Here is a 25,427-nt window from a genome sequence, read left to right as displayed (position 1 = left end):
TAAGTCCTTCAAATGCTTTGCTTGTTCAAAATTTGCTGTGAGGCCTGTTCAACCTGCTGAATGACCGACTGCAATTCATCAAAGCGTTTCAGGGTTTCCTGAATAAAGGCCTCATCCGCCTTGCGGCGTTCTTTACGTAAGGAAGAAACAAACTGTTCAAATCCACCGGTGACTTCCTGCAGGCGAGGGACCCCGACATAGCGGGTCGCCCCATATAAGCGGTGCAGCACATGTTCCAGTTGAGGAAAATCTTCCATTTCAATCAACTGCTGCATTTCATCCAGTTCTGTCGGGAAACTGTCGATCAGCATTTGCAGTAAATCGATGGCCAGATCTTCTTTATTGGCCGCCAGTTGCAGGCTTTGTTGCCAATCCAGAATATTGGGATCCAGCGCTTCAATCAGAATGGACTTCTCGATGCTTTTCGCCTTTTTGAAGCTTTCCGAGGTCCAGTGGGTCAGAATCTGAATAATCTGTTCCATCTGAATCGGTTTGGTGACGTAATCATCCATACCGACCTGCAACAGTTTCTGCTTTTCATCGGCCAGGGCATGTGCGGTCAGGGCAATAATCGGCAGGCGCTTATGATTCTCCAGGGTCGACTCTAGCGAGCGAATGGCACGGGTGGTATCAATTCCGGACATCACCGGCATTTGGATATCCATAAACACCACATCAAATGCCGGCAACTCCTGCTCGATGCGCTGCTGAATAATTTCAATGGCTTCCTGACCGCTTAAGGCCTTGGTGGTGGTGACATTCAGCTCTGCAAGCAGTGCTTCTAGAACAATCAGGTTCGGTAAATGGTCATCCACAGCCAGTACATGCAAACCTTGTCCATTAAATTCTTCATGCACATCCTGCTCGAAAACAGGCTGATTGCTGAGCAGCTGAATCAAGGCACTACGGCTTAAAGGCTGATACAGCGGACGGGCGCGGTAATCGTTCAGCATGTTTGGATCGAGCGCCATCTGGTAGCCATACACGGCAATATTGCCGTGGTAGCGTTGACGGATTTCTTTCAGCAGTGCTTCACCATCGCCGCTATGGTCGACAATCAGCCAGGTATTTTCATCGTTGGTCGGGAATTTATTCAGCTGGCTGAACAGGTCCAGAATCGAGCCGGTTTCGACATGATGCACACCATAATTTTCCAGATAATGGCGCAGAATGTTGGCGGTTGCAGGATGGGCCAAATAGGAAACCACCTGCATTTGTTCAAAGTGCGGATGCACAATTTCAATGTCTTCATCCACCACAAACATGGCGGTAAACCAGAAGGTCGAGCCTTTTTCGGTCGGTGCGCGCTCCTGGTTGTCTTCAAAGCCAATTTGGCCCTGCATCAAATGCACTAGCTGTTTGGAAATGGCCAGGCCAAGTCCTGTACCACCAAATTGACGGGTCACCGAAGCATCACCTTGCGAGAAGGATTCAAACAGTTTTTTCCGGTCTGTACCGCTCAGGCCAATGCCGCTGTCCTGCACGCTAAAGTGCAACAGGCATTGTCCAATGTCATCATGTTCCATGCGGGTACGGACAATAATTTCGCCATCTGGGGTAAATTTGATGGCATTGGAAATCAGGTTGGTCAGAATCTGCTTGAAGCGTAAGGCATCGCCAATGACTTGCGTTGGCACATTGTCGGCATAATAGAATGCCATATCGATGTGCTTTTGCGCAGCCAATGGCGAGAGCATATCCATCACGTCAAAAATGGCTTCTTCCAGGTCAAACGGGGCCGTTTCCAGTTCCAGCTTGCCGGCATCAATCTTGGAGAAATCCAGCACGTCATTAATCAGCGCCAGCAGATGCGCAGATGATTTACGGATGGTTTGCAAATACAGGTTCTGCTCATTGCTCAGGTTGCCTTGGCGCAGCAATAAATGAATAAAACCGTCAATACTGTTCAAGGGAGTACGCAGTTCATGGCTGATATTGGCCAGAAACACCGACTTGGACTGGTTGGCTGAAATCGCCTGGTCGCGTGCCTGACGATAGGTAATGTTCTGAACTTCCAGGGTATCTAAAGTACGGCGCAAATCATCTTCGGTCTGTTCGGTATGTTCTTTGAGTTCCAGAAAGCTAAAGTGCAGGCGTTTCACCACGTTGGCAATATCGCGCTGCAATAAGCGCAATTCCCCGGTACTGTTAATCACCATGTGCTGATCAAGCGTGTCGGCATTCAGGCGCTGTAACTGCATCCGGATTTCGTACATTGGCGCAATCCAGCGCCGTGAGTAGAAATTCAGGCACAGTAACAGCAGCAATAACGTCAGCAGGCCGGTGGCAATCAGCACAATCATGACCCGGTAGTGGGCAATTTCCAGGGGCTGGTTATCCAGCTCAATTACCAGTGTGGCCGGGTTATCGGTATGTTCATTAATTTTTAAGGCATAGATATGATTGTGATTATGCAGGATAGGCCCGACAAAATCGGCTTTAGCGTCAATCTTGGGCCAAGCTTCCTGATCCTGAAAACCAATACTTAAACGGTTTCTGCCTTGGGGATCGATAATTGCGGCACGAATGAGATGTTTTTCATCCAGCATCACTTGCAGGGTATTACGAGCCTGATCATATTGCCATGGATAGCGGTTGAGCAGATCGAATGCAGCTTCGGCGGTAAGCTGATAGCGGGTCACAATCGCAATAGCCATCTGACGTTGCTGCGCACGTGAGGCATTGGATGTTTCGGATAAAACCAGCAATGCCCCCACACATGCCAAAACCATAATGGGGACAAAAATCATGGCGATGAGTTGTCCATAAGCATGATTTAAGTGTAGACGCTTAAATAACTTTTTATTGATATTTGACATGGTTAAAGCAGTTGATTCCCTATGCTTTGCATATTAGCACGCTTTATTTAAAACTGGCTGTGCTTTAATCACTTTCAATAAAAAGCCTGCTAAATGGGTGCAGGAGGAAGCATTTTTCCATACAATAGGCGCACCTCGATATAGGTGCAAATAATGAGTAATACCACCCCTGATTTCCAAGCTGACGAATTTTTACTGGATCACTATGTAGGAAAAACGCCTCTGGTGCGTTTACAACGTCTGGCAAGTCACACTCAAGCAACAGTATTGGCGAAACTTGAAGGGAACAATCCTGCAGGTTCGGTAAAAGACCGCCCAGCGTACAACATGATTATGCAGGCTGAAAAACGTGGTCAAATCAAGCCAGGCGATACATTGATTGAAGCGACCAGTGGAAATACGGGAATTGCCTTGGCCATGGTGGCTGCCATGCGTGGCTATAAAATGAAACTCATTATGCCTGCAGGTTCAAGTCAGGAACGCAAAGATGCCATGCGTGCTTATGGCGCCGAGCTGATCGAGTCCGAGAATATGGAACAGGCGCGTGATATGGCGCTGCAAATGCAAGAAGAAGGAAAAGGACTGGTCTTAAACCAGTTTGGCAACCCGGACAATGTGGACGCCCATTACCGGACGACCGGTCCGGAAATCTGGCAGCAAACCGGCGGTAAAATTACCCATTTCGTCAGTTCCATGGGAACGACAGGCACAATTATGGGGATTTCCAAATACCTAAAAGAACAAAATCCGGATATTCAGATTGTCGGTTTGCAACCTTCGGAAGGTTCCAATATTGCCGGTATCCGTCGCTGGCCACAAGAATATCTGCCTACCATTTTTGATCCAAAACGTGTTGACCGCATTATCGATATTCCGCAAATTGAAGCGGAAAAAACAGCACGTCAACTGGCACGCAAAGAAGGCATCAGTGCCGGAACCTCATCAGGCGGTGCCGTGTGGGCTTCCATTAAACTGGCGGAAGAAAATCCGGGCGCCGTAATTGTCTGCATCGTCTGTGATCGTGGTGACCGCTACCTGTCTACAGGTTTATTCTCTGTAGTTGACCCTGAATAATTAAAAACTGTGAGATGAAATGCGCTTACCTGTCTTGATTTTTGATATCGAAACGCTGACCGATTTAAAGTCAGGTGCGCATTTATATCATCTGGATTTGCCCGAAGCGGATCTTGAGCAGGCGTTAATGAAATTGCGCCGTCAGGAATCAGGGACAGATTTCCAGCGTTTGCCGCTGCATGAAATTGTCTGTATTTCTGGTCTCTGGATTGACGAAAATGGTGCCATGAAACTTTTTTCATTTAGCCGAGAGCAATATACTGAAGCGGAAATTTTAAAGAAATTCCTGTCCATTTTTGATAAGCGCCATCCAACCCTGGTGAGCTGGAATGGTTCACAGTTTGATTTGCCGGTGATTCTATTCCGTGCCATGTATCACGGTCTGTCGGCACCGAGTTTGTTTGATCAGGGCGAAATTGACCAGCAAAAGCGTTATAATAATTACCAGAACCGTTACCATCAGCGCCATGTCGATTTGATGGATGTCATGGCGATGTTTAATGGCCGTCATTTCCAGAAGCTGGATGATGTTGCACATCTGCTGGGATTTCCGGGCAAGCGCGGTGATGGTGCTTACCATGTTCCGGAATATGTCCGTGCACAGCAGTGGTTAAAATTAACCAGCTACTGTGAAGGCGATGTGCTGAATACCTGGCTGATCTATTTGCGCTGGCTATTGCTGAAAGGCCAATTGCTGGCTGAAGATCACCGTTACTGGGTTCAAGCCACCATCCAGTATTTACAGCATCAACTGCAACACGCAGATTTTCTTCAGGTATGGCGTGAAACTTCACAGCATACCGAATTTACCGCTACAGATTTTATCTCTCCCACACCCTAGGTATTCATGAAACATAGAACCAAGTCACGTCCAGCTCAGCATCCGATTTACACATTTCAGGTTGAGTCTCTTTCACATGAAGGACGGGGAATCGCGCACTATGGATCGCATCCCGATCATCCGAGTGACAAGCACGGTAAAAAAGTTTTTATTGCATATGCCTTGCCGGGGGAGACGGTTAGAGCACAAATTACCCATGTGGTGAAACGTTTAGAAGAAGCCGATTGCGTAGAGATTCTGAGCGAGCCTTCGCATTTGCGTGTTCAGCCGCAATGCCCGCATTTTGGTGTTTGTGGTGGCTGTAATATGCAGCATATTCAGCAAGATGAACAAATTCGACTGAAACAGGAGGTCTTGAAGTCGCATCTGGAACATTTTGCCGGTATCCAGCCTGAACAATGGTTGGCAGCTTTACGCTCACAACGTGAAGACTACCGCCGTAAAGCACGTATCGGTGTGCGTTATATTCCAGCCAAAGAGCAGTTGGTGGTGGGCTTTCGTGAACGCCAGAGCAATAAGCTGACGCCGATTGACCGCTGTATGGTGCTGGATCGTAAATTTGGTTCCATGACCGAACTCAAACAATTACTCCAAAGTCTAAAGGGCAAAGCAGCGATTGGTCATGTAGAATTGGCCATGGGGGATCAGGATATTGCATTGCTGGTGCGCCATACTGAAAAATTGTCATCCGATGATGTCAACCAATTAAAACAGTTTGCGTTAAACAGACAGTGGCAACTGTATTTGCAGCCTGCAGGGGGCGACAGTTTGCATCGTGTCGATGATCCGGCCGCGGCGATGCGTTTGCATTATGCTTTGGACAAATTTGATGTGAAATTTGGCTTTAATCCGCTTGATTTTACTCAGGTCAACTCCACCATTAACCCGCAGATGGTGAAGCTGGCATGTGATTTGCTTCAATTGCAGCAAGGGGAGCGTGTACTCGACCTGTTTTGTGGTTTAGGAAACTTTTCTTTACCCTTGGCGCGTTGTGTCGGTGAAACCGGACAAGTGGTTGCTGTTGAAGGAAGTGAGGAAATGGTTCAACGTGGTGCAGAAAATGCCGAGAAAAACGGTATATGTCACGTAAAATTTTATTCACAAGATTTAACAAAAGATTTTTCGCATCATTCTTGGGCAAATCAGGGATTTGATGCATTATTGATTGATCCTCCACGCTCAGGGGCGGAGGAAATAATGTATTATGTGCCCAAATTTGGTGCAAAAAGAATCGTTTATGTGTCATGTAATCCTGCCACACTGGCGCGAGATGCGGGAGTGCTGGTAAAACATGGTTATCGATTAAAAAAGGCTGGGGTAATGGATATGTTTACCCATACGGGACATGTGGAATCTATTGCCTTATTCGAAAAATACAACGAAATAAACGATTTATAATATGAAGTGTAAAAAAGTAGGAGTAGGGTATGGTCACAGTACGTGAGCAGCTTCCTGGACGTCTCAATGAGTTGTCGGAGGAAGCGACTGTAGAACATGCCGAACAAGCCCAACAAGATTTGGCTGAATGGTTAAATCGGGTTCGTGGCATATTAGATGATACGGCGCTAAAACAACTCGAAGATGTAGCGCATTTAACTTTGCAGAAAGAACTGCAAAGTACGGTCAACCATCGTTCCAATACCTTCTATACCGGCATTGAAATGGCCGATATTCTGGCGCATCTGCATGTCGATGAAGCGACCTTGTCTGCCGCAATGCTATATCGTAGCGTTCGTGAAGGCGTGATGACGCTGGAAGAAGTGCAGGAGCATTTTGGCGAGCAAGTCTATGGCCTGGTGCAAGGCACACTGGCGATGGGTAAGCTGTCCGAGCTGATTGAAAAGAACAAGCGTCTGGAAGACCACTTTAATAACAACCAGCGCGAACATTTAAGCGGCATTTATAAAATGCTGATTGCCGTGACCGAAGATGTTCGCGTGGTGCTGATCAAGCTGGCCGAACGTACCTACGCCTTGCGTGAACTGGCCCAAGCTTCTCGGGAACGTCAGGAACGTGTTGCGCGTGAAATTCTGACCATTTACTCGCCTTTGGCACACCGCCTGGGGATTGCCCAGCTGAAATGGGAGCTGGAAGATCTCGCTTTCCGTTATCTGGCCCCGGAGCGTTATAAAGAAATTGCCTCATTGCTGAATGAGAAGCGCCTGGAGCGTGAGCAGTACATTCAGTTTGTGATTGATAAGCTGAAAACCGAACTGGCCAGCCATGGGATTGAAGCCGAAATTAGCGGACGGGTGAAGCACATTTATTCGATTTATCGAAAAATGAAAAGCAAGAACTTAAGCTTTGACCAGCTGTACGATATCCGTGCGGTGCGGGTTCTGGTTAAAACCGTACCCGAGTGTTATCACTCCTTGGGCATTGTGCATCAAATCTGGCGCCATATTCCGCATCAGTTTGATGATTACATTACCAATCCCAAAGCCAATGGCTACCGTTCATTGCATACTGCCGTGATTGCAGAGAACAAGTCGCTTGAAGTGCAAATCCGCACCAAGGATATGCATGAAGAAGCCGAGCTTGGGGTATGTTCGCACTTCAACTATAAAGAAGGCGCCAAAAATACCGATCATTCCTTCAATCATCGTTTACATTCATTGCGTGCCGTACTGGAACATTATCAGGAACGCAATGATGCCAGTGCGCATAAAGTAGAGGATGAGCCAGAAAATTTTGAACAGATTCAAGATTTTGAAGGCTTTGAAAAAATTTATGTGTTTAGCCGTGATGGCGATATCAAAGAGTTGCCGCGTGGTTCGACTGTTTTGGACTTCGCTTATCACGTGCATACCGAAGTGGGGAACAAGTGCTATGCGGCACGGGTGAACCAGCGCTATGTGCCGCTGACCTATACCCTGAAAACCGGTGAGCAGGTTGAAATCTTAACCAAGAAAGATCGCGAGCCGAACCGGGACTGGTTGGTCAATTCGCTAGGTTATATTAAAACTGCCCGCGCGCGGGATAAGTTGCGTCACTGGTTCAGACAGCAAGACCGCAGTAAAAATCTGGAAGTCGGCCGTGAAATTCTCAACAAAGAGCTTTCACGCCTGGCGATTCATCCCAAAAGTATTGATTTAAGTGACTATTGCAATCACTTCAATGTCAAGTTGGGTGAAGATATCCTGATCGGGCTGGTGAATGGCGACATCAGCCTGCATGCCCTGATCAATCAGGTCAACCGTCATATGCATATCGGTCAGGATGAGCCTGAACTGGTACTCAAACCGACCTTGAATCCGCGTGCCAGCCATACCCTGTCTGCACATGGCATTTTAATTGACGGTCTGGACAATGTGGAACTGCATATTGCCCAGTGTTGTCAGCCAGTGCATGGTGAATCCATTGGGGGATATATCACCCTGAATCGTGGCGTCAGTATTCACAAGGTGGCCTGTCCGGATTATGTACGCATGATTTCCCAGGAACCTGAACGTGCCGTTGAAGCCGATTGGGAAATGCAGCCGACCCGTGGTCAAAGTGTACAGATTGTTGTTGAGGCTTATGATCGCCGCGGTCTGCTCAAAGACCTGACTCAAGTGATTTTCTCGGATCAGATCAATATCCGTCAGGTGAATACCATTTCTGAAGCGGATGGTATTGCCAACATGAAATTGTTGATTGAGGTGAAAGGTTTGGCCCAGTTATCCCGTCTTTTGGCGCGTTTGGAACAACAGCCGGGCATTATTAGTGCGCGTCGTTTGGTGCAAGGCAATTAATCCAGCATTGCACTGATGCCATAAAAACCAGCAACATCTGTTGCTGGTTTTTTTATGCCTGATCGGTTTTTTAAGGGTTTTTAAACAAAATAAACAATGAAATCAAAACTATAATTTTAAATACTCAATATTATACAAGATACATTTTGTGTAATTTTTATTACAAATGCTATAATCCGACCCATTAAAATAGCCTCGAGCTAAAATATTTTAGGGTATGGAAAATTAGGGCAATGCTTCAAATCAATGTGTCACAACTGTGCATAAGTCGTGCCGATGAAACCGTTGCCGCCTTAGAACAAATTCCAGCCATGCAGCGCAGACGTTTGTCAGGGATTGCCAAACTCGCGTTAAGCAGTGCCATTCAATCGCTGAATTCCGAATCGGCAGATTATATTGTCTGGGCTTCACAATATGGCGATGAACATAAGACTTTAAAAATTCTGGCCGATGTACTGCAAGATCAGACGCCGTCACCGACCCAGTTTTCAACTTCCGTACATAATGCGATTGCCGGACTGTATTCCATTTTATGTCAGGATACGACCCCATCGACCAGTCTGGCGGCTTCGTGGAGTGAAGCCCTGATTGAAGCCTATGCCTGGTTAAAAACCGCAACGCAACCGAATCCACGCGTTCTGGTGGTGTATTACGATGAGGCATTGCCGGAAATTTATCACGAAGCTGAGCCTTTTACCGCTTTTGCCATGTCGGCAATGGTGAGTCTTGAAGCACCCAACCTGCAACTGGATATGCATGCGCTAGGCAACCAGCGTCATAAATATATTGATGCGCAGAATTTTTATGATTTCTGGCAGCAATCTGAACAGCGTCTTGATTATCCTCAAACTCAGGCATGGCAAAAATGTTAAAGCGCGATCAAATCAAGCAAAAAGCCAACTACCTGTGGCGTGTGGGCGCAACCGGTTTCAGTTTCGCCAGTTTCGGGATTGGCGGCGTGGCCATTGGGGGGCTAATTGCACCCTTAGTGAAACTGTCGACTCAGAATCCCGGTTTAAGGCAGCAGCGTACCCAAAAAGTCATTAAGCATAGCTTCAAGGGCTTTACCGAAATGATGGTAAAACTCGGAATTATGACCTATGACATTGAAGGCCTGGAAAAATTACAGCACAGTAAGCAGGAACTGGTGATTGCCAACCATCCTACCCTGGTGGATGTGGTGGTGCTGATCGGGCTGATGGAACAAGCCAACTGTGTAGTCAAGCAGGCTTTATGGTCAAATCCATTTACCAAAGGTCCGGTGCAGAATGCCGGTTATATTTTAAATGCCGGTTCGGAACAGTTTATTCATGATTGCGTGGCAAGGCTAAAGCAGGATCAGGCAGCATCGTTGCTGATTTTTCCTGAAGGTACCCGGACTGCAAAAGGCGAGTTGCTGAATGAATTTCAGCGCGGTGCGGCCAATATTGCCATTCGTGCCAACGTGCCGATTCGTCCGGTGCTGATTAGCTGTACGCCTTCAACCTTAACCAAGAATGAAAAGTGGTATCACGTTCCTTCCAAGCCTTTCCATATTCATGTGAAGGTACTGGATGCCATACAAGTCGATGATCTGCTAGAGGATGTAACGGTGAATCCGAAACACGTGCGTCAGCTGAATCATCAATTACACCAATTTTTTAACCAAGAGTTATCTAAAAAATGAGCAATCTTGCTGATGAATTAAAGCAAATGATTATTGATGTTCTGGCCCTTGAGGACATCAGCATAGATGATATTGAAACCGAAGCACCTTTATTTGGGGATGGCCTGGGTCTGGATTCGATTGATGCACTGGAACTGGGCCTGGCGCTGAAAAAGCGTTACAACATTCATTTGAATGCTGAATCGGCGGAAACCAAACAACATTTTAAATCAATTCAAAGTCTGGTGGCTTTGGTTGAAGCACAGCAACAGGCATAAGAGGTAGTGATGCTAACTCAGGAACAAGTACTTGAAAAATTAAGAGAATGGATGGAAGATCTGTTTGAGATTAGCCCTGAAGATGTGCAGCTGGATGCAAATTTAGCCACCGATCTGGACGTAGACAGTATCGATGCGATTGATCTGGTGGTCAAAATCAAGGAATTGACCGGTAAACAGGTTAATCCTGAAGACTTTAAAAGCGTACGCACAGTACAGGATGTGGTGACTGTGATTCAGAACATGTCTGCTGCATGAAACTGATCTTTAAAGGGATAGTGGCAATCGGGTTGATGCTCTATCCCTTTTTAGTGGGCTATAGTTTGGCACATGGACAATATGTCTGGGTCAGCAGCCTGCTGATTGTTTTGGGCTTATTGCGTCTGTTCAGCAAGGGCAATGCCTTGCTGTGGCCCTTAACCGGATTTGCTATTTTGTGTGGCAGTCTGAGCCTGATTTTAAAAGATCATGCCTGGCTAAAACTGTATCCGGTGTTGATGAGTGTGGGGGCATGTATGATTTTTGCCTCGACTTTAATCCGCCCCCCATCCATGATTGAGCGTTTTGCCCGATTGGCAGAACCGGATTTGCCCGAAGCTGGGGTGATCTGGACCCGAAAAGTCACCTTTGTATGGTGCGGTTTTTTTGTATTGAATGCCCTGATTGCCTTGGCGACCGTACTCTTTGCCTCCATGCAGGTCTGGGTATTGTATAACGGCTTTATTTCCTATGTGTTGATGGGGTTGTTACTACTGGGCGAATTTATCTTGCGTAAGCGACAGCAGCGCTTAAATCAACTTCAGGAATAAAAACAGAATATTATGTTGTGTCATTTTCAAAATCATCTCCATTCACTGAAACCGCTGTGTATTCAGCCTGATTTAAGCCAGATCCGCTTTCAGGATTTCTGGCAGGATGTGATGCAACAACGTCATGCCATTGAGGCACTTTCACAGGAAAGTTGGGCGCTTTGGGAGCCTGACAGTTACCAGTTTTTAGTGCTGTTATTTGCAGCACTACTGGCCAAAAAACAGGTACTGCTGCCTCCGAACCGGGTCAGTGATCTGGAAAAAGAACTGGCCGGGCAGAATGTTTATTTTTTACAGCGCCAGACTGTATCCCATAGCTACAACCAGCCGATTGAACTCGATCTGGATGATGCCTTTCTGACTCAGGCACAGCTTTATTTTTATACGTCCGGTTCTACCGGTCAGCCTAAAAAAATCCCGCGCAGCTTGCGTCAGTTGCTGAATGAAGTACAGGGGCTGGATGCCAGTTTTCAGTTGCCTGGGCAGGCGATTGCGATTGCCACGGTCAGTCATCAGCATATTTATGGCCTGCTGTTTAAGTTGCTCTGGCCATTGGCCAGCGGTCGCTGCTTTTTTCAAGTACAGCTGGCTTTCCCCGAAGATGTCGCCGATATCCAGAAAAAATTAACTGTTTTCAAGATGGATAATTATGTGATTTCCAGTCCGGCACTGTTAAAACGCTGGACTCAGGATGTGCTGCTGCAAGACTGTTTAACGGTGTATTCCTCTGGTGGGAAACTGGAATCCGGTGTAAGACCCTATCTGAACCGTACCATTACCGAAGTGTTTGGCAGTTCCGAAACCGGCGGGATTGCCCATCGCCAGCAGGATGATGCCTTGTGGATACCCTTTGCCAATGTCGATATAAAGACCAATGCACAGCAGGAACTCCAGGTCAGAACCAATCATGCGTTTAGCGAAGACTGGATTTTTACCGGTGATAAAGTTGAACTGGTTGAAGCCGGCAATTTAAAAAGTCCATTCCGTTTGTTGGGGCGTTTGGACCGGATTGTCAAACTGGAAGAAAAACGTTTAAGTCTGGATGCCATCGAGCAAAAAATTGTCGAGCTGGATGACATCGTACAATGTCATGTGCTGATTCTGGAACGGGAACATCGCCAGATTTTAGCCTGTGTTGCAGTATTGTCAGAGCAGGCCAGACAGCAACTGCAAAATGGCAGCAAAGTACAGTATGTCGCGACCTTAAAAGCCCAGCTGAAAGCCAAACTGGAAAGCATTGCCATTCCAAGACAGTGGCGTTTTTTGACACAATTACCGCAAAACTCCCAATCCAAGCTGAATAAACAATACATGAAATCCTTATTTCAGCCTATGTTATTGCCTATTGTATTGGAACAACAGCATGTCGCGGATTCGGCATCCTACCGTTTGGAGTTTTCACCTGAACTGGAATGCTTTAAGGGGCATTTTCCAGATTATCCTATTTTTCCAGGGGTGGGGCAGATCGGGTTTATTCAGCATTTTGCCCGCCAGACCTGGGCCGATTTGGAATGGTGCAATGGTTTCGAGCAGTTGAAGTTTCAGGATCTGATCAAGCCTTTTATGGTGCTGCAATTGCAATTGACCAGAAAATTGCACAAAGTCAGTTTTGAAATTACTCATGCAGATCAGACCTTGGCCTCTGGACGATTGCTGTTTAAAACGCCGAGCGATCAGATTTAAAGGTAGATGTATATGCAGCAATGTTTTGTGATTCCGGTTTATAACCATCCTCATTATATCGAGGCTTTGGTCGCCCATCTGGACCAGTTTCAGAAACCGATCATTCTGGTCAATGATGGCAGTGATGCTGCATGTACGGCACTTTTACACTGCATTGCTGAACAGTATCCAGGCGTGGAGCTGGTGGAACATCACCATAATCAGGGCAAAGGCCAGGCCGTGATGAGTGGTTTGCGCCATGCGCATAAGCTGGGTTTTAGTCATGCCTTGCAGCTCGATTCGGATGGTCAGCATGACTGGCAGGATGTGGCAAAATTCCTTGATATTTCTGCACAGCATCCAGATGCGATGGTCATCGGACAGCCGGTTTTTGATGAATCGGTGCCCAAAAAACGCCTGTATGGCCGTTATGCCACGCATATCTGGGTCTGGATTAACAGCCTGTCGTTTGACATTAAGGACAGCATGTGCGGTTTCCGGGTCTATCCCTTAGCCTCAACCATTAAAGTGCTGGATTCGGCAAAATTTCAGCCACGTATGGGCTTTGACAGTGAAATTCTGGTGCGCCTGAAATGGGCCAATGTGCCTTTTATCAATGTGCCGACCAAAGTCATTTATCCAGAAGACGGTATTTCTCATTACCATGTCTGGCGAGACAATCTGGGCATGAGCAAGGCGCATGCCAAATTGCTGGGCGGGATGCTGATTCGTTTGCCAAAATTGCTGGCACAGAAAGTAAAAGGTTAATTCTGTGGCCGAGCTGAATTCAGGTAAATGGAGTGATATTCAGGAACGTGGCGGCATGACCTCACTGAGTCTTGTGCTGGCGTTCTACCGTTTGGGTGGCCGATGGCTGTGCCGGGTATTGATGTATTTTATTATCTTATGGTACTGGCTGTTTGCGGCTGCCGCACGTCAGGCTTCACTGCAATATCTGACCCGATTGCACCATTTTGCAGGTAGAAATTCTCCATTTCTACATACGCCGAGTCTGGCACAGAGCTATCGGCATTTCATGCAGTTTGGGGAATGCATTCTGGACAAAATTGAGGGCTGGCTGGGTAAAATCCCGGAACAGCAACTGGTTTTACATGGACATGAATATTTTCGTGAGCATTACCAAAAAGGCGCGGTGATTGTGGTGTCGCACTTTGGCAATATTGAATTGCTGCGTGCCATTAAGTCGGAACATCCGCAAAAAATTAATGTTTTGGTCTATCAAAAGCATGCCACCAAATTTAACCAGTTCTTAAAAAAGCTCAATGACCATGCTGATGTCAATCTGGTTTCGGTGGATGAACTGGGGATTGAAACAGCCTTGGTGTTGCAAGAAAAACTGGATCGCGGAGAATGGGTGATTGTTGCCGCAGACCGTGTGCCGGTGCAGTCGGATCGGGTACAGTTGATTTCATTTTTAGGCGAAGATGCAAACTGGCCGCAAGGGGCGTGGATTCTTGCCAGTTTGCTGAAAGTTCCGGTGCTCGCCGTGTTCTGTTATCGCGTGGCCGACGACTTTGAAGTGCATATTCACGCAATTGCCGAACAGCTGAATTTTCCACGCAAAAACCGTCTGCAAGCCATGCAAACGACAACCCGTGAATATGTGGAATTACTGGAGCAGCACTGTATTCGTGCGCCCTATCAATGGTTTAATTTTTATAATTTCTGGAACAAAGATTAATGCAAGTTTTAGTTGTTGGGGAAAATCCGTTATCAATTGAAGATGTCGTCGCTGTAGCGCGTCAGGAAAAATCGGTCGCTTTACCGGCCAGTGCTGAATGGCGCGAATTGATTCAACGCGGTGCCGATTTTCTGGATCAGTTGCTGCAAGATGAAGGCGTGATTTATGGCGTGACCACCGGTTATGGCGATTCCTGTCTGGTGGAAATTCCAGCCCATCAGGTCAATGAACTGCCTTTGCATTTATCGCGTTTTCATGGCTGTGGTCTGGGTCAAAACCTGGACTTAATTAGCGCACGTGCAGTCGTGGTGACACGCCTGTGCTCGCTGGCACGTGGCTATTCAGGTGTTTCACATGCACTGCTAGAACGTCTGGTGTGGATGCTGAATGAAAACGTGATTCCGGTGATTCCTTCGGAAGGCTCGGTTGGGGCCAGTGGCGATTTAACGCCATTGTCTTATATTGCCGGTGCTTTGGTCGGTGAACGTGATGTTTACTATCAGGGGCAGATTGTTCCGATTGGCCAGGTCTATGCAGAAAAAGGCATGCAGCCTCTGGTGATGCGTCCTAAAGAAGGACTGGCACTGATGAACGGTACGGCGGTGATGACCGCGATTGCCTGCCTGAACTATAAAAAAGCCGAACAGATCAGTTTGGCCAGCACCTGCATTACGGCACTGAATGTATTGGCCCTAGAAGGTAACCCAAGCCATTTTGATGAAGTGCTGTTTGCGCAAAAGCCGCATCCGGGTCAGCAGAATATTGCTGCGCAATTGCGGAATTGGCTAAACAGTGAAGTGCAAACCGAACATCAAAGTTCACGCTTGCAAGACCGTTATTCGCTACGCTGCGCACCACATATTATTGGTGTGTTTGAAGACTCGAAAGTATGGCTACGCCAGTTTATTGAAAATGAACTGAACTCGAGTAATGACAATCCACTGATTGATCCGGTGAATTTACGCGTGTTGCATGGTGGTCATTTCTATGGCGGTCATATTGCCCAAGCCATGGACAGCCTGAAAATCATGATTGCCAATATTGCCGATTTAATGGACCGCCAATTTGCGCAATTGGTCGACTATAAAATGAACAATGGTTTGCCGCGTAATTTAACCGGGGCAACCGATGAGCGTCTACCACTGAATCATGGCTTTAAGGCCGTACAGATTGGGGTGTCAGCATGGACAGCAGAAGCCTTAAAACAGACGCTTTCTGCTTCGATTTTCTCACGCTCAACCGAATGTCATAACCAGGACAAGGTCAGTATGGGCACCATTGCTGCGCGTGATGCCAGCCGCGTCATTGTATTAACGGAACAGGTGATTGCAGCACTGTGCTGTGCTAGTGTGCAGGCCATTCATTTAAAAACCCTGGATGAAAAATTGTCTGAAGTCCTCGACACATTTAAGGCCTGGGTCTTGCAGACTTTTGATTACGTGGTGGAAGACCGTCCATTACAGGGCGAATTACAACTCTTGGTCGACCGACTGGAAAATCTGGAATTATTGAATAGCGCACTTGTTCGCTAAATCTGACGGGAAACAGACTATGCATGCCGATGTAATAATTGAAGTGCCATTTCATGATGTAGATACCATGGATGTGGTCTGGCATGGGCATTATTTGAAGTATTTTGAAATTGCGCGCTGCAAGTTGCTGGACCAGTTTCAGTATAACTACAAGCAGATGCGTGATTCCGGCTATGCCTGGCCGGTGATTGAAAGCCATGTACGTTATGCGCATGGCATCCTGTTTGAGCAGAAAATTCGGGTGCGTGCCATTTTAAAAGAATGGGAAAACCGCCTGAAAATTGAATATCAGATTTTTGATGTGGAAAGCGGTAAAAGGCTGACCAAAGGCTATACCACCCAAGTGGCGGTGCATATTGAAAGTCGGGAAATGTGTTTCCAGTCACCGCAAATTTTATTGCAGCGTTTACACGCCTGGTCTGAGTTTAAAGCGGAGTAAAGCAGATGAACTTTCTCAATCTACCACGTGCAGCAGGATTATTCCTGGCAGGAGTGCTGTCTCTGACCATGTTGCTGTCGCAAGCAGTGCATGCGCAAAATCCGCAGCTCAGACAAATCTTTAGCCAGCTCTCTGAAACGCCAACCGTGCGGGCCAATTTTGAACAGCAAAAAAAACTGGCGAGCATGAACAAGACCTTTGTGTCCAAAGGTACGGTGTTGTTTTCCAAATCGCAGGGCGTAATCTGGAAAATCCAGACTCCGGTCAAAGCCGACCTGATTGTGACCCCTCGTAAACTGGTACAGAAAACCCAGCGCACGCATAGCCAGATTGAAATTGACAAATCTCCTTATGGCTCGGTCGCGACCATGTTCCTGCAGCTGATGTCGGGGAATGAAGCGGCTTTGGCCAAAAATTTCAATGTTGTTTCGGCCAGTTACAGTCCGGCACAGTGGAATGTGGCCTTAACCCCGAAAAGCAGTTTGTTTAAGAAACTGTTTGTCCGGGTCGATGCACAAGGGCAGCGTTATGTGGACCGTATCGTGATTCGCGAGAAAGCCAACAACAGCACCAGCATTCGCTTTAGCCAGCAAACCACCCAACCCCAAAACTTAACGGCTGAGGAAAATGCACTTTTCCAACTGGCAAAATAAATTTACTGCGCTCTGGCTGATTGTACTGAGCGTGATTGCCATCGCGCTGGGTACGGCTTGGTTGAAAAAAGACATTCATATTCAAACCAATATCTTTGCCTTACTGCCGGAAGCCCATCATGATCCCCGCTTGGAACGGGCGCAGCAATATGTCAGTCAGCAGCTGAATGACAAGGTCTTTGTGGTGCTGAATGCCAAAGATGATGCTGCACTGGCCAAAGCCACAGCGACTTTTAAACAGAGCGTAGCGGCAACAGATTTATGGCAACCTCTACATGCACAGCTGGACAGTGACAGGTTTGCCCAGGTGTTATATCAGCATCGTGCCGGTCTGCTGTCATCCGCAGATCAAAAGCTGCTGGAGCAAAAAGATTATGCCGCGCTGAGCGAACAGGGCCTGTTGCAGATCATGAGCCCGGGCATGCCGGTGACTGCTGAGCTGTTACAGCAAGACCCGCTCTTATTATTTCCACGCTATGCCGTGGGCTTGTCCAGTTTACAGGGCAATCAGGATATTGAACTTGAAGATGGCTTTGCCACCATTCGCGATGAGCAGGGTATTTCCCGCCTTATCGTTCTGGAGCTCAAAAATAGCCCTTACAATATTGATTACCAGGAAAAAACTGCTGCATGGATTGAGCAGTTAAGTTTAAAGCTGAAACAGATGCAGGTACAGCCGCACTGGACCGGGACCTTGCTGTTTGCCCAGTTCGGCACCACCTCGGCGGAAAAAGAAATTTCCACCATTGGAGTCGGTTCGACCATCGGGATTTTTCTGTTGGTGCTGTTCGGTTTCCGCTCGGTTCGTCCGATGCTGACTGAAATGGTTGCCGTCGGTACCGGCTGTCTGGTGGCCTTTGCCATCACCCATTGGGTCTTTGGTGAAATTCACCTGATGACCCTGGTGTTTGGGGCCAGTCTGGTCGGGGTCTGTGTCGATTTTTCATTTTACTTTATGGCCATGCAGTCACAGCATCGGCAGATTGACGGTTTTGCCGTACTCAAACCGCTGTTGCCCAGCCTGTTTATGGGCCTGATGACCACTCTGGTCGCGTATATTTTCTTGAGTTTTACCCCATTTCCTGGCTTTAGGCAGATTGCCGTATTTTCCATGGTGGGACTGGCTGCGGCATGGATCACCAGCGTTTTATTGTTGCCAAGATTGCCGCCTTTAAATGCCGAACCGGCGATTCGCCGTTTGAGTTTTATTGGCAAGGCACGCTCCTGGGTACAGGCCAGCAAGGGCCTACGTTATGGTATTATCTTGATCATTGCCATGATTACAGGCAGCAGTCTGCTGTTGCTGCAAAGCAATGATGATATCCGTAACCTGCAAAGTATAGATAAGACGCTCCAGCAGGAAGATCAGTATGTCCGTGAACGCTTTATGCAGCAGCAAAGCAGCGAATACTTTGTGGTGCATGGCGATACGGTGCAGCAGCTGGAACAGAATGAACAGCAACTGCTACAGAAATTGCAGGTTTTGCAGAACCAGAACAAGCTGGAGGGTGTTCAGGCCTTAGGCCAATGGCTACCCTCCAAAGCAGAGCAGCAACACAATATTGCATTGCTGCAAGCCATTCCAACCAGTGCTTTACAGGACTACGCTACGGCATTGCAGCTGAATCCGGCCGAGGTGGTGGCCTGGCAAAAGCAGCTTTCTCAGCAGCCTTTACTCAGCCCAGCCGAAATGAGTCAGCATCCTTTGGCTTTTTTACAAATGAGCCCAACCGAGCGTCTGGTGCTGCTACAAAATGTGCATGATGTGGCTGCCTTGCAGCAGCTGAATAGTCCGCAGGCACAGTTATTGCGTCCGGTGAACCTGTTGTCCGAACTGTTCCAGCAGCACCGTATTCAGGCACAGTGGTTACTGGTTTCAGCCTTAATCTGCCTGATGATTGGCTTGGGCATCATTTATGGCATCAAGTCGATTTTGCCTTTAGTGCTCCCGGTCAGTCTGGCCTTAATGACCACCTTTGCGATTCAGACCTGGCTGGGTGTAGAAATCAATCTGTTCAGTATTATGGGCACTTTCCTGATTATCGGGATTGGGGTGGACTATGCCATTTTCTACCGGCACGGGCATGATCATCCGCAAGTGGTTGGCATGGCCTTATTCCTATGTATGATGTCGACCTTGCTGGGTTTCGGGTTATTATCCTTTAGCCATACCTATGCCATTCACTGCTTTGGCTTGACGGTATTACTTGGGGTTATTTTTTCATTTATCTACGCAACATTGTTTACATCTTCCGATGCCGGACATGTTGTGCTTCAACAGTATCAGCCAAAAGAGCTGAGAGAATAAGGTACAGTGCAATGAGCACCACACAACACACAGATGTATTGATTATCGGCGCAGGGCCATCGGGGAGTTCGGCAGCAGCATTACTGCGCCAGAAAGGCTATCAGGTCACGATCATTGAAAAACAGCATTTTCCACGCTTTTCTATTGGCGAATCATTGCTGCCGCAATCCATGGTTTTTTTAGAGGAAGCCGGCTTGCTGGATACGGTATGTGAGCATGTCGAGCAGTTTGCTTTCCAGTTTAAAAATGGTGCAGCTTTTTTAAAGGGCGCGCAGCGCAGTTTTTATGATTTCCGCGAGAAATTTAGCGACGGTCCGGGCACCACATGGCAGGTGCGCCGTGCCAATTTTGACCATTTGCTGGCACAGCAGGCAGAAAAATACGGTGCCGATATCCGTTTCGGTCATGAAGTCATTGATGTAAATGTTGAGCCGGAACATCCGGTACTCACGGTCAAAGATGAACAGCAGCAGGTCTATCAGATTCAGGGCAGGTTTTTACTGGATGCCAGCGGTTTTGGCCGCATCTTGCCAAAATTTCTGAATCTGGAAAGCCCGTCCGATTTTCCGGTCCGCCGTGCCGTGTTTACCCATATTGAAGATGGCATTTTAAATGACCCGGAATTTGACCGGGAAAAAATCCTGATTACGGTGCATGCCAAAGATCCGCGTGCCTGGTACTGGCTGATTCCCTTTGCCGATGGCCGTTCCTCTTTCGGGGTGGTGGCCGAGCAGGATTTCTTTGAGCGCTATGGCTTTAAGGGCAGTGCCGATGATGATCTGGAAGCCTTGCTGAAGCGTATTCTGGCAGATGAAGAAAGCCTGTCGCATGTGCTGCGCAAGGTCAAATTTGACACGCCAGTACGTACCCTGGTGGGTTACTCTGCCGATGTCAAACATCTGGCCGAACGTAACTATGCCTTACTGGGCAATGCCGGTGAATTCCTTGACCCGGTGTTTTCTTCCGGTGTGACCATTGCCCTGAAATCTTCCAGCCTGGCTATTCCGCTGGTCGACCAGTTGCTGCAAGGGCAACCGGTCAACTGGACGGAGCAATATGAAAAACCGCTACGTGCAGGCATTCAGGTATTCCGTGCCTATGTGGAGTCGTGGTATAGCGGTGAATTTCAGGATGTGGTGTTCTCGAAAAATCAGGAGGACAAAATCCGCCGTATGGTTTCTTCCTTACTGGCCGGTTATGCCTGGGACAGCAGCAATCCAATTCATAAAAATGCCAAAAAGCGTTTAAGCACTTTGGCGGAATATTGCCGTGATCCGCAATTACAGCAAACAGAAATGAATGGTGCTTAAGATGAAACTGAAATGGACGGGGATGTTCATCGGCGCAGTCCTGCTGTGTGGCGGCTGTCAGTCCATGCTGCTTAAAGCACAAGGCTTGGCAACGACTACATGGGCTGCGAACAACTACCAGCGTCAGGATCAGTTAGAAATTCAGTGGAAAGCGCACAGTTTCAGCTTTTTGCTGTATCAGCAACAAAAAGGCCAAAAGCTGGAAATGCTGGCTTTGACCCTGACCGGGCAGCAATTGTTCAAGCTCAGTTTTGATGGACAGAAAGTGCATGTCGAACAGCGCATCGAGCAAATGAAATTATTGCCGTTTGAATTTGTGGTGCGCGATATTCTGTATGCCACCTATCCGGATTTTGCCCGCTTACAGCAGCAGAATGTCCGTATTGAAACTTCGGCTCAGACCCGGAAAGTATGGATCAATCAGCAGCATGTGCTCAATATTCAGCAGCAGGATGATGTGGTTGAGCTGGATAATCTGCAGGTGCCGTACCAGATGGTCATTACTCGCATCAACGATGGCTTAGCAAATATTGATGCGGACAGCACTGAATAAGAGGCATGATCATGGGTGATAAAATCACGACACAACATCCGGCAGTGGGCATTCAGTTGAGCGTCGGCTTATCCGCACTCGGAAATACCGCTGAACAGATCAGGCAGGCACTGACCACACAGCAGAATAGTTTGAGTTTAAGCAAAGAATTCATTCCAGAAAAGCCGGTCTGGGTAGGGGCTTATGAGCAGCCCTTAATCGAAACTGTTCCGGCATGTTTACAGGATGTAGACTCGCGCAATCTTCGTTTTGCCTTAACGGCCTTAAGTTTGATTGAAAGCGAAATCCGTAACTATACTGCGCAGTTCGATCGCAAACGTCTGGCGATTATTCTGGGAACCTCGACCTCAGGTATTGCCGACAATGAAAAACTGCTGAAACAGTATTTCAACCATCACACCGAGATTGAAATCGATCACTATAAACAGGAAATGGGCAGCCTGGCCAAAGGCCTGCAAATGTATCTGGGCTGGGAAGGTCCAGCATACACCATTTCCACTGCCTGTTCTTCCAGTGCCAAAGCCATGGCGGCAGGACAGCGCTTGATTAATGCCGGTCTGGCCGATGCGGTGCTGGTCGGCGGTGTCGATACCTTGTGCCGGTTGACCTTAAATGGTTTTCACAGTCTGGAAAGCCTGTCCAATGACCTGTGTCAGCCCTGTGGCGCACAGCGTGACGGCATCAATATTGGCGAAGCGGCCGGGCTGTTTTTATTGTCCAAAGAAACGGCACCAGTCATGCTGATGTCAGCCGGTGAGTCGATGGATGCCTGGCATATTTCTGCACCGCATCCGGCAGGCAAAGGCGCAGTCGAAGCCATGCAAAAGGCGCTGGATATGGCGGGTGTTACAGCTCATGATATCGGCTACTTGAATATGCATGGTACGGCAACGCCACAAAATGATGCCATGGAAATCAAAGCCGTACAGACGGTATTTCAAAACTATGATGTGCCGATCAGCAGCAGCAAACATAAAACCGGACATTGTCTGGGGGCAGCAGGAGCCATTGAAGCAGTGATCTGTCAGCAGGTTTTGGCTGATCAGTCCTGGCTGCCGCTGCATCATTCAGGCAGTATTGATCCGGAACTGGATGAAGCCAACTATGTGCTGAATGCGCAGTTGCAACAACCGATCCATTACGTAATGAGCAATTCATTCGCGTTTGGCGGCAGCAATATTAGTTTGATTTTTGGAACAAAACTGAAATGATGGATGCAGTACAGTTTATCCCGCATGAACAGCCGATGGTGTTTGTCGATCATCTGATTGAAGCCAATGATGTGTTTGCCATTGCCGAACTGGTCATTCGGCCTGAACTGATGTTTTGTGAGGCGGAAGGTTTACCGACCTGGACCAGTATTGAACTGATGGCACAGACCATTAGCGCTTATGCAGGACATAAAGGACGAATGTCAGGCTTGCCGCCTAAAATCGGGTTTTTATTGGGCACGCGTAAAATGCAGTTGCCCGTGCCTTATTTTGCTTTGGGGGAAACCGTACGGATTAAAGCGGAACAAGGTTATTTACATGAGGGGCTGGGGCAGTTTCAATGTGAAATTGAATACCGGGAACATCGTTTTAGTGCCATGTTGAGTGTATTTGAGCCGCCAGAAATGAAAGAAGAGATCAGGAAGTCAGTGTGAGTAGACGAATTTTAGTAACAGGTTCAAGCCGCGGAATTGGTAAAGCCATTGCCTTGCAACTGGCACAGGCAGGATTTGATGTCACTGTCCATGCACGCTCCAGACAACAGGAAGCCGAACAGGTGGTGCAGGAAATTCAGGAATTGGGACAAGCCAGTCATGCGTTGTTATTTGATGTAAATGATCGTGAAAAAGTGCTGCAATTGCTGGAACAGGATATTGCAGAACATGGCGCATTTTATGGCGTGGTATTGAACGCAGGCTTAACCCGGGATGCGGCATTTCCGGCCTTAACCGACAGCGACTGGGATGAAGTGGTCTCAACCTCACTGGACGGTTTTTATAATGTGCTCAAACCTTTGGTGATGCCAATGATTCGTCTGAAACAGGGCGGCCGCATTGTGACTTTATCTTCGGTTTCAGGTTTAATGGGTAACCGGGGACAGGTCAATTACAGTGCTGCCAAAGCAGGCTTAATTGGCGCGACCAAGGCCTTGGCGCTGGAACTGGCGAAACGCAAGATTACCGTAAACTGTGTAGCACCGGGTCTGATTGAAACCGAAATGGTCACTGAAGAAGTCAAAGAACATGCCTTGAAGATGATACCCTTACAACGTATGGGGCAGGTCGATGAAGTCGCCAAGGTCGTAAAATTTTTATGCAGTGATGATGCCAGCTATATCACCCGACAGGTGATTTCAGTGAATGGGGGCTTGATTTGATGAAACGTGTTGTGGTCACGGGCATGGTCGGGATTACCTCTTTGGGTGAAACGGCCGATCAGGTTTTTGCGCAATTTGAGCAGGGCAAAAGCGGCATTCGCTATATGCCGGACTGGGAAGTGTACACGGACTTGCGCAGCAAGCTGGGCGGTCCGGTCGAAGCCTATACCATTCCCAAGCATTTTAATCGTAAGGTGACCCGCGGCATGGGACGGGTGGCATTAATGTCCACGGTCTGTGCCGAAAAAGCCCTGGAAGATGCCGGCCTATTAAATGATCCGATTTTAAGCAGTGGTCAAACTGGTGTGGCCTTCGGTTCATCTGCTGGCAGTGTCGATGCAATTGGCGAGTTTGGCAGCATGTTGATTGATAACAATATGAACAAACTCAATGCCACCACGTATATCCGCATGATGTCGCATACCAGTGCTGTCAACATGACCGTTTATTTTGGCTTGAAAGGTTTAACCTTACCGACATCCAGTGCTTGTACTTCAGGTTCCATGGCAATTGGTCAGGCTTATGAAGCGATTAAATATGGCAAGCAGACCGTGATGCTGGCCGGTGGGGCGGAGGAACTCAGCGCCGCAGGTTCTGCGGTGTTTGATGTGCTGATGGCCACCAGTAGCCAAAATGAGCATCCGGAAAAAACACCGCGTCCATTCGATAGCAAGCGTGATGGTCTGGTGGTCGGTGAAGGGGCTGGCTGTTTAATTTTAGAGGAATATGAACATGCCAAGGCTCGCGGTGCCAAAATTTATGCAGAAATCATCGGTTATGGTAGCAACACCGATGGTCAGCATGTGACACGTCCAGATTCGGAGATGATGGGGCGCTGTATGGAACTGGCTCTGTCAGATGCGCAAATTCCGGCAGACCAGATTGACTATGTCAATGCACATGGGACATCCACTGATCAGGGCGATATTGCGGAAACCCAGGCCACTGCTCGCTTACTGGGCAAAAAACCGATCAGCTCTTTAAAAAGCTATTTCGGGCATACGCTGGGCGCATGCGGGGCAATTGAAGCGTGGCTCAGTATTGAAATGATGCAGCGTAGCCAGTTTATACCGACATTAAATCTGGATGAAATTGATGAGGCCTGCGGCGATCTGGATTATATCGTCAAACAGTCAAGAAATATGCATGCCGACATTGTTATGAGTAACAATTTTGCTTTTGGAGGAATTAATACCTCCCTGATTTTTAAACGTGTCTAACAACAACCAGAGGGTACATTATGTTCATCAAAAAATTAGCATTTACAGCTGCATTGTGTTTGGGTGGGGTTGTTTCAGCTCAGGCAGCAGATGAAATGCATGACTTCAACTTTCAGGAAGCGGTCAATCGTGCGGTTGCTGACGGTACACTGGACGGTTCGGTTAAATTTTATTTGGCGGGTACGCGCGCTGGTGGAAAAGTCATCCAAAAAGGTTTGGTGAGCAATAAAAAAACCAATGGTTTTGCCAAATCTGCTGAAAGCTCATGCGATCATGTCTTACGTTCAGCTTTAATCCAGTTCCAGAATACGGCAAAAGCAAAGGGCGCCAATGCTGTCACCAATATCGTGAGCTACTATAAAGCAAACGAAACGAAGAGCAGCACCACGTATCAATGTGCCAAAGGCATGGCCGTTGCAGGCGTTGCCTTAAAAGGTGATCTTGCAAAGCTATAAGCTAGAGCATTTACATTGATCAAATT

General features: G+C 47.6%; 24 protein-coding genes. 23 read left to right on the top strand and 1 reads right to left on the bottom strand.

The genetic code is table 11. The annotated features are described in order from the left end of the window. Positions 1 to 8: 8 nt before the first annotated feature. On the bottom strand, positions 9 to 2,819 hold the full coding sequence (locus E0H88_RS12260) for a GacS-like sensor histidine kinase (protein WP_131274374.1): 2,811 nt from the start codon (positions 2,817 to 2,819) through the stop codon (positions 9 to 11). A 153-nt stretch (positions 2,820 to 2,972) separates the two neighbouring features. On the opposite strand from E0H88_RS12260, the gene cysM reads away from it, so the two are divergent. The 23 genes from cysM to E0H88_RS12145 all read left to right on the top strand — a co-directional run bounded on the left by cysM (position 2,973) and on the right by E0H88_RS12145 (position 25,401). Next, positions 2,973 to 3,893: a cysteine synthase CysM gene (cysM, locus tag E0H88_RS12255; RefSeq protein ID WP_131274373.1), complete on the top strand. Its 921-nt coding sequence runs from the start codon at positions 2,973 to 2,975 to the stop codon at positions 3,891 to 3,893. Positions 3,894 to 3,912: 19 nt separating this feature from the next. Then, the gene (locus E0H88_RS12250; RefSeq protein WP_131274372.1) at positions 3,913 to 4,734 is read left to right on the top strand and encodes a 3'-5' exonuclease; all 822 of its coding nucleotides are present in this window, start codon (positions 3,913 to 3,915) and stop codon (positions 4,732 to 4,734) included. A 6-nt stretch (positions 4,735 to 4,740) separates the two neighbouring features. After that, positions 4,741 to 6,132, top strand: a complete 1,392-nt coding sequence (gene rlmD / locus E0H88_RS12245) for a 23S rRNA (uracil(1939)-C(5))-methyltransferase RlmD (protein ID WP_131274371.1) — start codon at positions 4,741 to 4,743, stop codon at positions 6,130 to 6,132. Positions 6,133 to 6,161: 29 nt separating this feature from the next. Next, positions 6,162 to 8,468: a RelA/SpoT family protein gene (locus E0H88_RS12240; RefSeq protein ID WP_131274370.1), complete on the top strand. Its 2,307-nt coding sequence runs from the start codon at positions 6,162 to 6,164 to the stop codon at positions 8,466 to 8,468. Between the two features lie 233 nt (positions 8,469 to 8,701). Then, positions 8,702 to 9,340 (top strand): beta-ketoacyl synthase chain length factor, encoded by a 639-nt coding sequence (locus E0H88_RS12235; RefSeq protein ID WP_131274369.1) that lies wholly within the window; start codon positions 8,702 to 8,704, stop codon positions 9,338 to 9,340. Next, positions 9,325 to 10,134 (top strand): lysophospholipid acyltransferase family protein, encoded by an 810-nt coding sequence (locus E0H88_RS12230; RefSeq protein ID WP_131274368.1) that lies wholly within the window; start codon positions 9,325 to 9,327, stop codon positions 10,132 to 10,134. The genes E0H88_RS12235 and E0H88_RS12230 overlap by 16 nt, the downstream gene beginning before the upstream one ends. Continuing rightward, a complete protein-coding gene (locus tag E0H88_RS12225) occupies positions 10,131 to 10,391 on the top strand; it encodes a phosphopantetheine-binding protein (protein WP_092820297.1) in 261 nt (86 codons plus the stop codon). Before E0H88_RS12230 ends, E0H88_RS12225 begins: the two co-directional genes overlap by 4 nt. A 9-nt stretch (positions 10,392 to 10,400) precedes the next feature. Beyond that, complete coding sequence (locus E0H88_RS12220) at positions 10,401 to 10,649, top strand: acyl carrier protein (protein WP_092820298.1); 249 nt, start codon at positions 10,401 to 10,403, stop codon at positions 10,647 to 10,649. Next, positions 10,646 to 11,200, top strand: coding sequence for a COG4648 family protein (locus E0H88_RS12215; protein WP_131274367.1), 555 nt, complete (start codon positions 10,646 to 10,648; stop codon positions 11,198 to 11,200). The genes E0H88_RS12220 and E0H88_RS12215 overlap by 4 nt, the downstream gene beginning before the upstream one ends. Positions 11,201 to 11,212: 12 nt before the next feature. Next, positions 11,213 to 12,883, top strand: a complete 1,671-nt coding sequence (locus E0H88_RS12210) for an ApeI family dehydratase (protein ID WP_131274366.1) — start codon at positions 11,213 to 11,215, stop codon at positions 12,881 to 12,883. A 12-nt stretch (positions 12,884 to 12,895) separates the two neighbouring features. Next, on the top strand, positions 12,896 to 13,630 hold the full coding sequence (locus E0H88_RS12205) for a glycosyltransferase family 2 protein (protein WP_131274365.1): 735 nt from the start codon (positions 12,896 to 12,898) through the stop codon (positions 13,628 to 13,630). A 55-nt stretch (positions 13,631 to 13,685) separates the two neighbouring features. Next, positions 13,686 to 14,564 carry a lysophospholipid acyltransferase family protein gene (locus E0H88_RS12200; RefSeq protein ID WP_131274399.1) on the top strand — a complete coding sequence of 293 codons (879 nt, stop codon included), beginning with the start codon at positions 13,686 to 13,688 and terminating at the stop codon, positions 14,562 to 14,564. Further along, the gene (locus E0H88_RS12195; protein WP_131274364.1) at positions 14,564 to 16,096 is read left to right on the top strand and encodes an HAL/PAL/TAL family ammonia-lyase; all 1,533 of its coding nucleotides are present in this window, start codon (positions 14,564 to 14,566) and stop codon (positions 16,094 to 16,096) included. Before E0H88_RS12200 ends, E0H88_RS12195 begins: the two co-directional genes overlap by 1 nt. Before the next feature lie 19 nt (positions 16,097 to 16,115). After that, positions 16,116 to 16,535 (top strand): acyl-CoA thioesterase, encoded by a 420-nt coding sequence (locus E0H88_RS12190; RefSeq protein ID WP_092820303.1) that lies wholly within the window; start codon positions 16,116 to 16,118, stop codon positions 16,533 to 16,535. Positions 16,536 to 16,603: 68 nt separating this feature from the next. Beyond that, on the top strand, positions 16,604 to 17,188 hold the full coding sequence (locus tag E0H88_RS12185) for a LolA family protein (RefSeq protein ID WP_252152021.1): 585 nt from the start codon (positions 16,604 to 16,606) through the stop codon (positions 17,186 to 17,188). Next, a complete protein-coding gene (locus E0H88_RS12180) occupies positions 17,163 to 19,496 on the top strand; it encodes an MMPL family transporter (RefSeq protein ID WP_131274362.1) in 2,334 nt (777 codons plus the stop codon). The genes E0H88_RS12185 and E0H88_RS12180 overlap by 26 nt, the downstream gene beginning before the upstream one ends. A gap of 11 nt (positions 19,497 to 19,507) precedes the next feature. Next, a complete protein-coding gene (locus E0H88_RS12175) occupies positions 19,508 to 20,806 on the top strand; it encodes an NAD(P)/FAD-dependent oxidoreductase (protein ID WP_131274361.1) in 1,299 nt (432 codons plus the stop codon). Then, a complete protein-coding gene (locus tag E0H88_RS12170) occupies positions 20,796 to 21,359 on the top strand; it encodes a DUF3261 domain-containing protein (RefSeq protein WP_131274360.1) in 564 nt (187 codons plus the stop codon). Before E0H88_RS12175 ends, E0H88_RS12170 begins: the two co-directional genes overlap by 11 nt. An 11-nt stretch (positions 21,360 to 21,370) precedes the next feature. Then, positions 21,371 to 22,570 (top strand): beta-ketoacyl-[acyl-carrier-protein] synthase family protein, encoded by a 1,200-nt coding sequence (locus E0H88_RS12165; protein ID WP_131274359.1) that lies wholly within the window; start codon positions 21,371 to 21,373, stop codon positions 22,568 to 22,570. Further along, complete coding sequence (locus tag E0H88_RS12160) at positions 22,567 to 23,004, top strand: hotdog family protein (protein ID WP_131274358.1); 438 nt, start codon at positions 22,567 to 22,569, stop codon at positions 23,002 to 23,004. Before E0H88_RS12165 ends, E0H88_RS12160 begins: the two co-directional genes overlap by 4 nt. Then, positions 23,001 to 23,726: a 3-ketoacyl-ACP reductase FabG2 gene (locus tag E0H88_RS12155; protein WP_092820310.1), complete on the top strand. Its 726-nt coding sequence runs from the start codon at positions 23,001 to 23,003 to the stop codon at positions 23,724 to 23,726. Before E0H88_RS12160 ends, E0H88_RS12155 begins: the two co-directional genes overlap by 4 nt. Further along, positions 23,726 to 24,946 (top strand): beta-ketoacyl-ACP synthase, encoded by a 1,221-nt coding sequence (locus E0H88_RS12150; RefSeq protein ID WP_131274357.1) that lies wholly within the window; start codon positions 23,726 to 23,728, stop codon positions 24,944 to 24,946. The genes E0H88_RS12155 and E0H88_RS12150 overlap by 1 nt, the downstream gene beginning before the upstream one ends. Before the next feature lie 20 nt (positions 24,947 to 24,966). Continuing rightward, a complete protein-coding gene (locus E0H88_RS12145; protein ID WP_131274356.1) occupies positions 24,967 to 25,401 on the top strand; it encodes an excinuclease in 435 nt (144 codons plus the stop codon). Positions 25,402 to 25,427: the final 26 nt, after the last annotated feature.

This window comes from Acinetobacter sp. ANC 4216 (assembly GCF_004331195.1).
GTDB lineage: Bacteria > Pseudomonadota > Gammaproteobacteria > Pseudomonadales > Moraxellaceae > Acinetobacter > Acinetobacter kookii.
The sequence above is the reverse complement of the archived record's forward strand: the minus strand, read 5'-3'. Positions and strand labels throughout refer to the sequence as shown.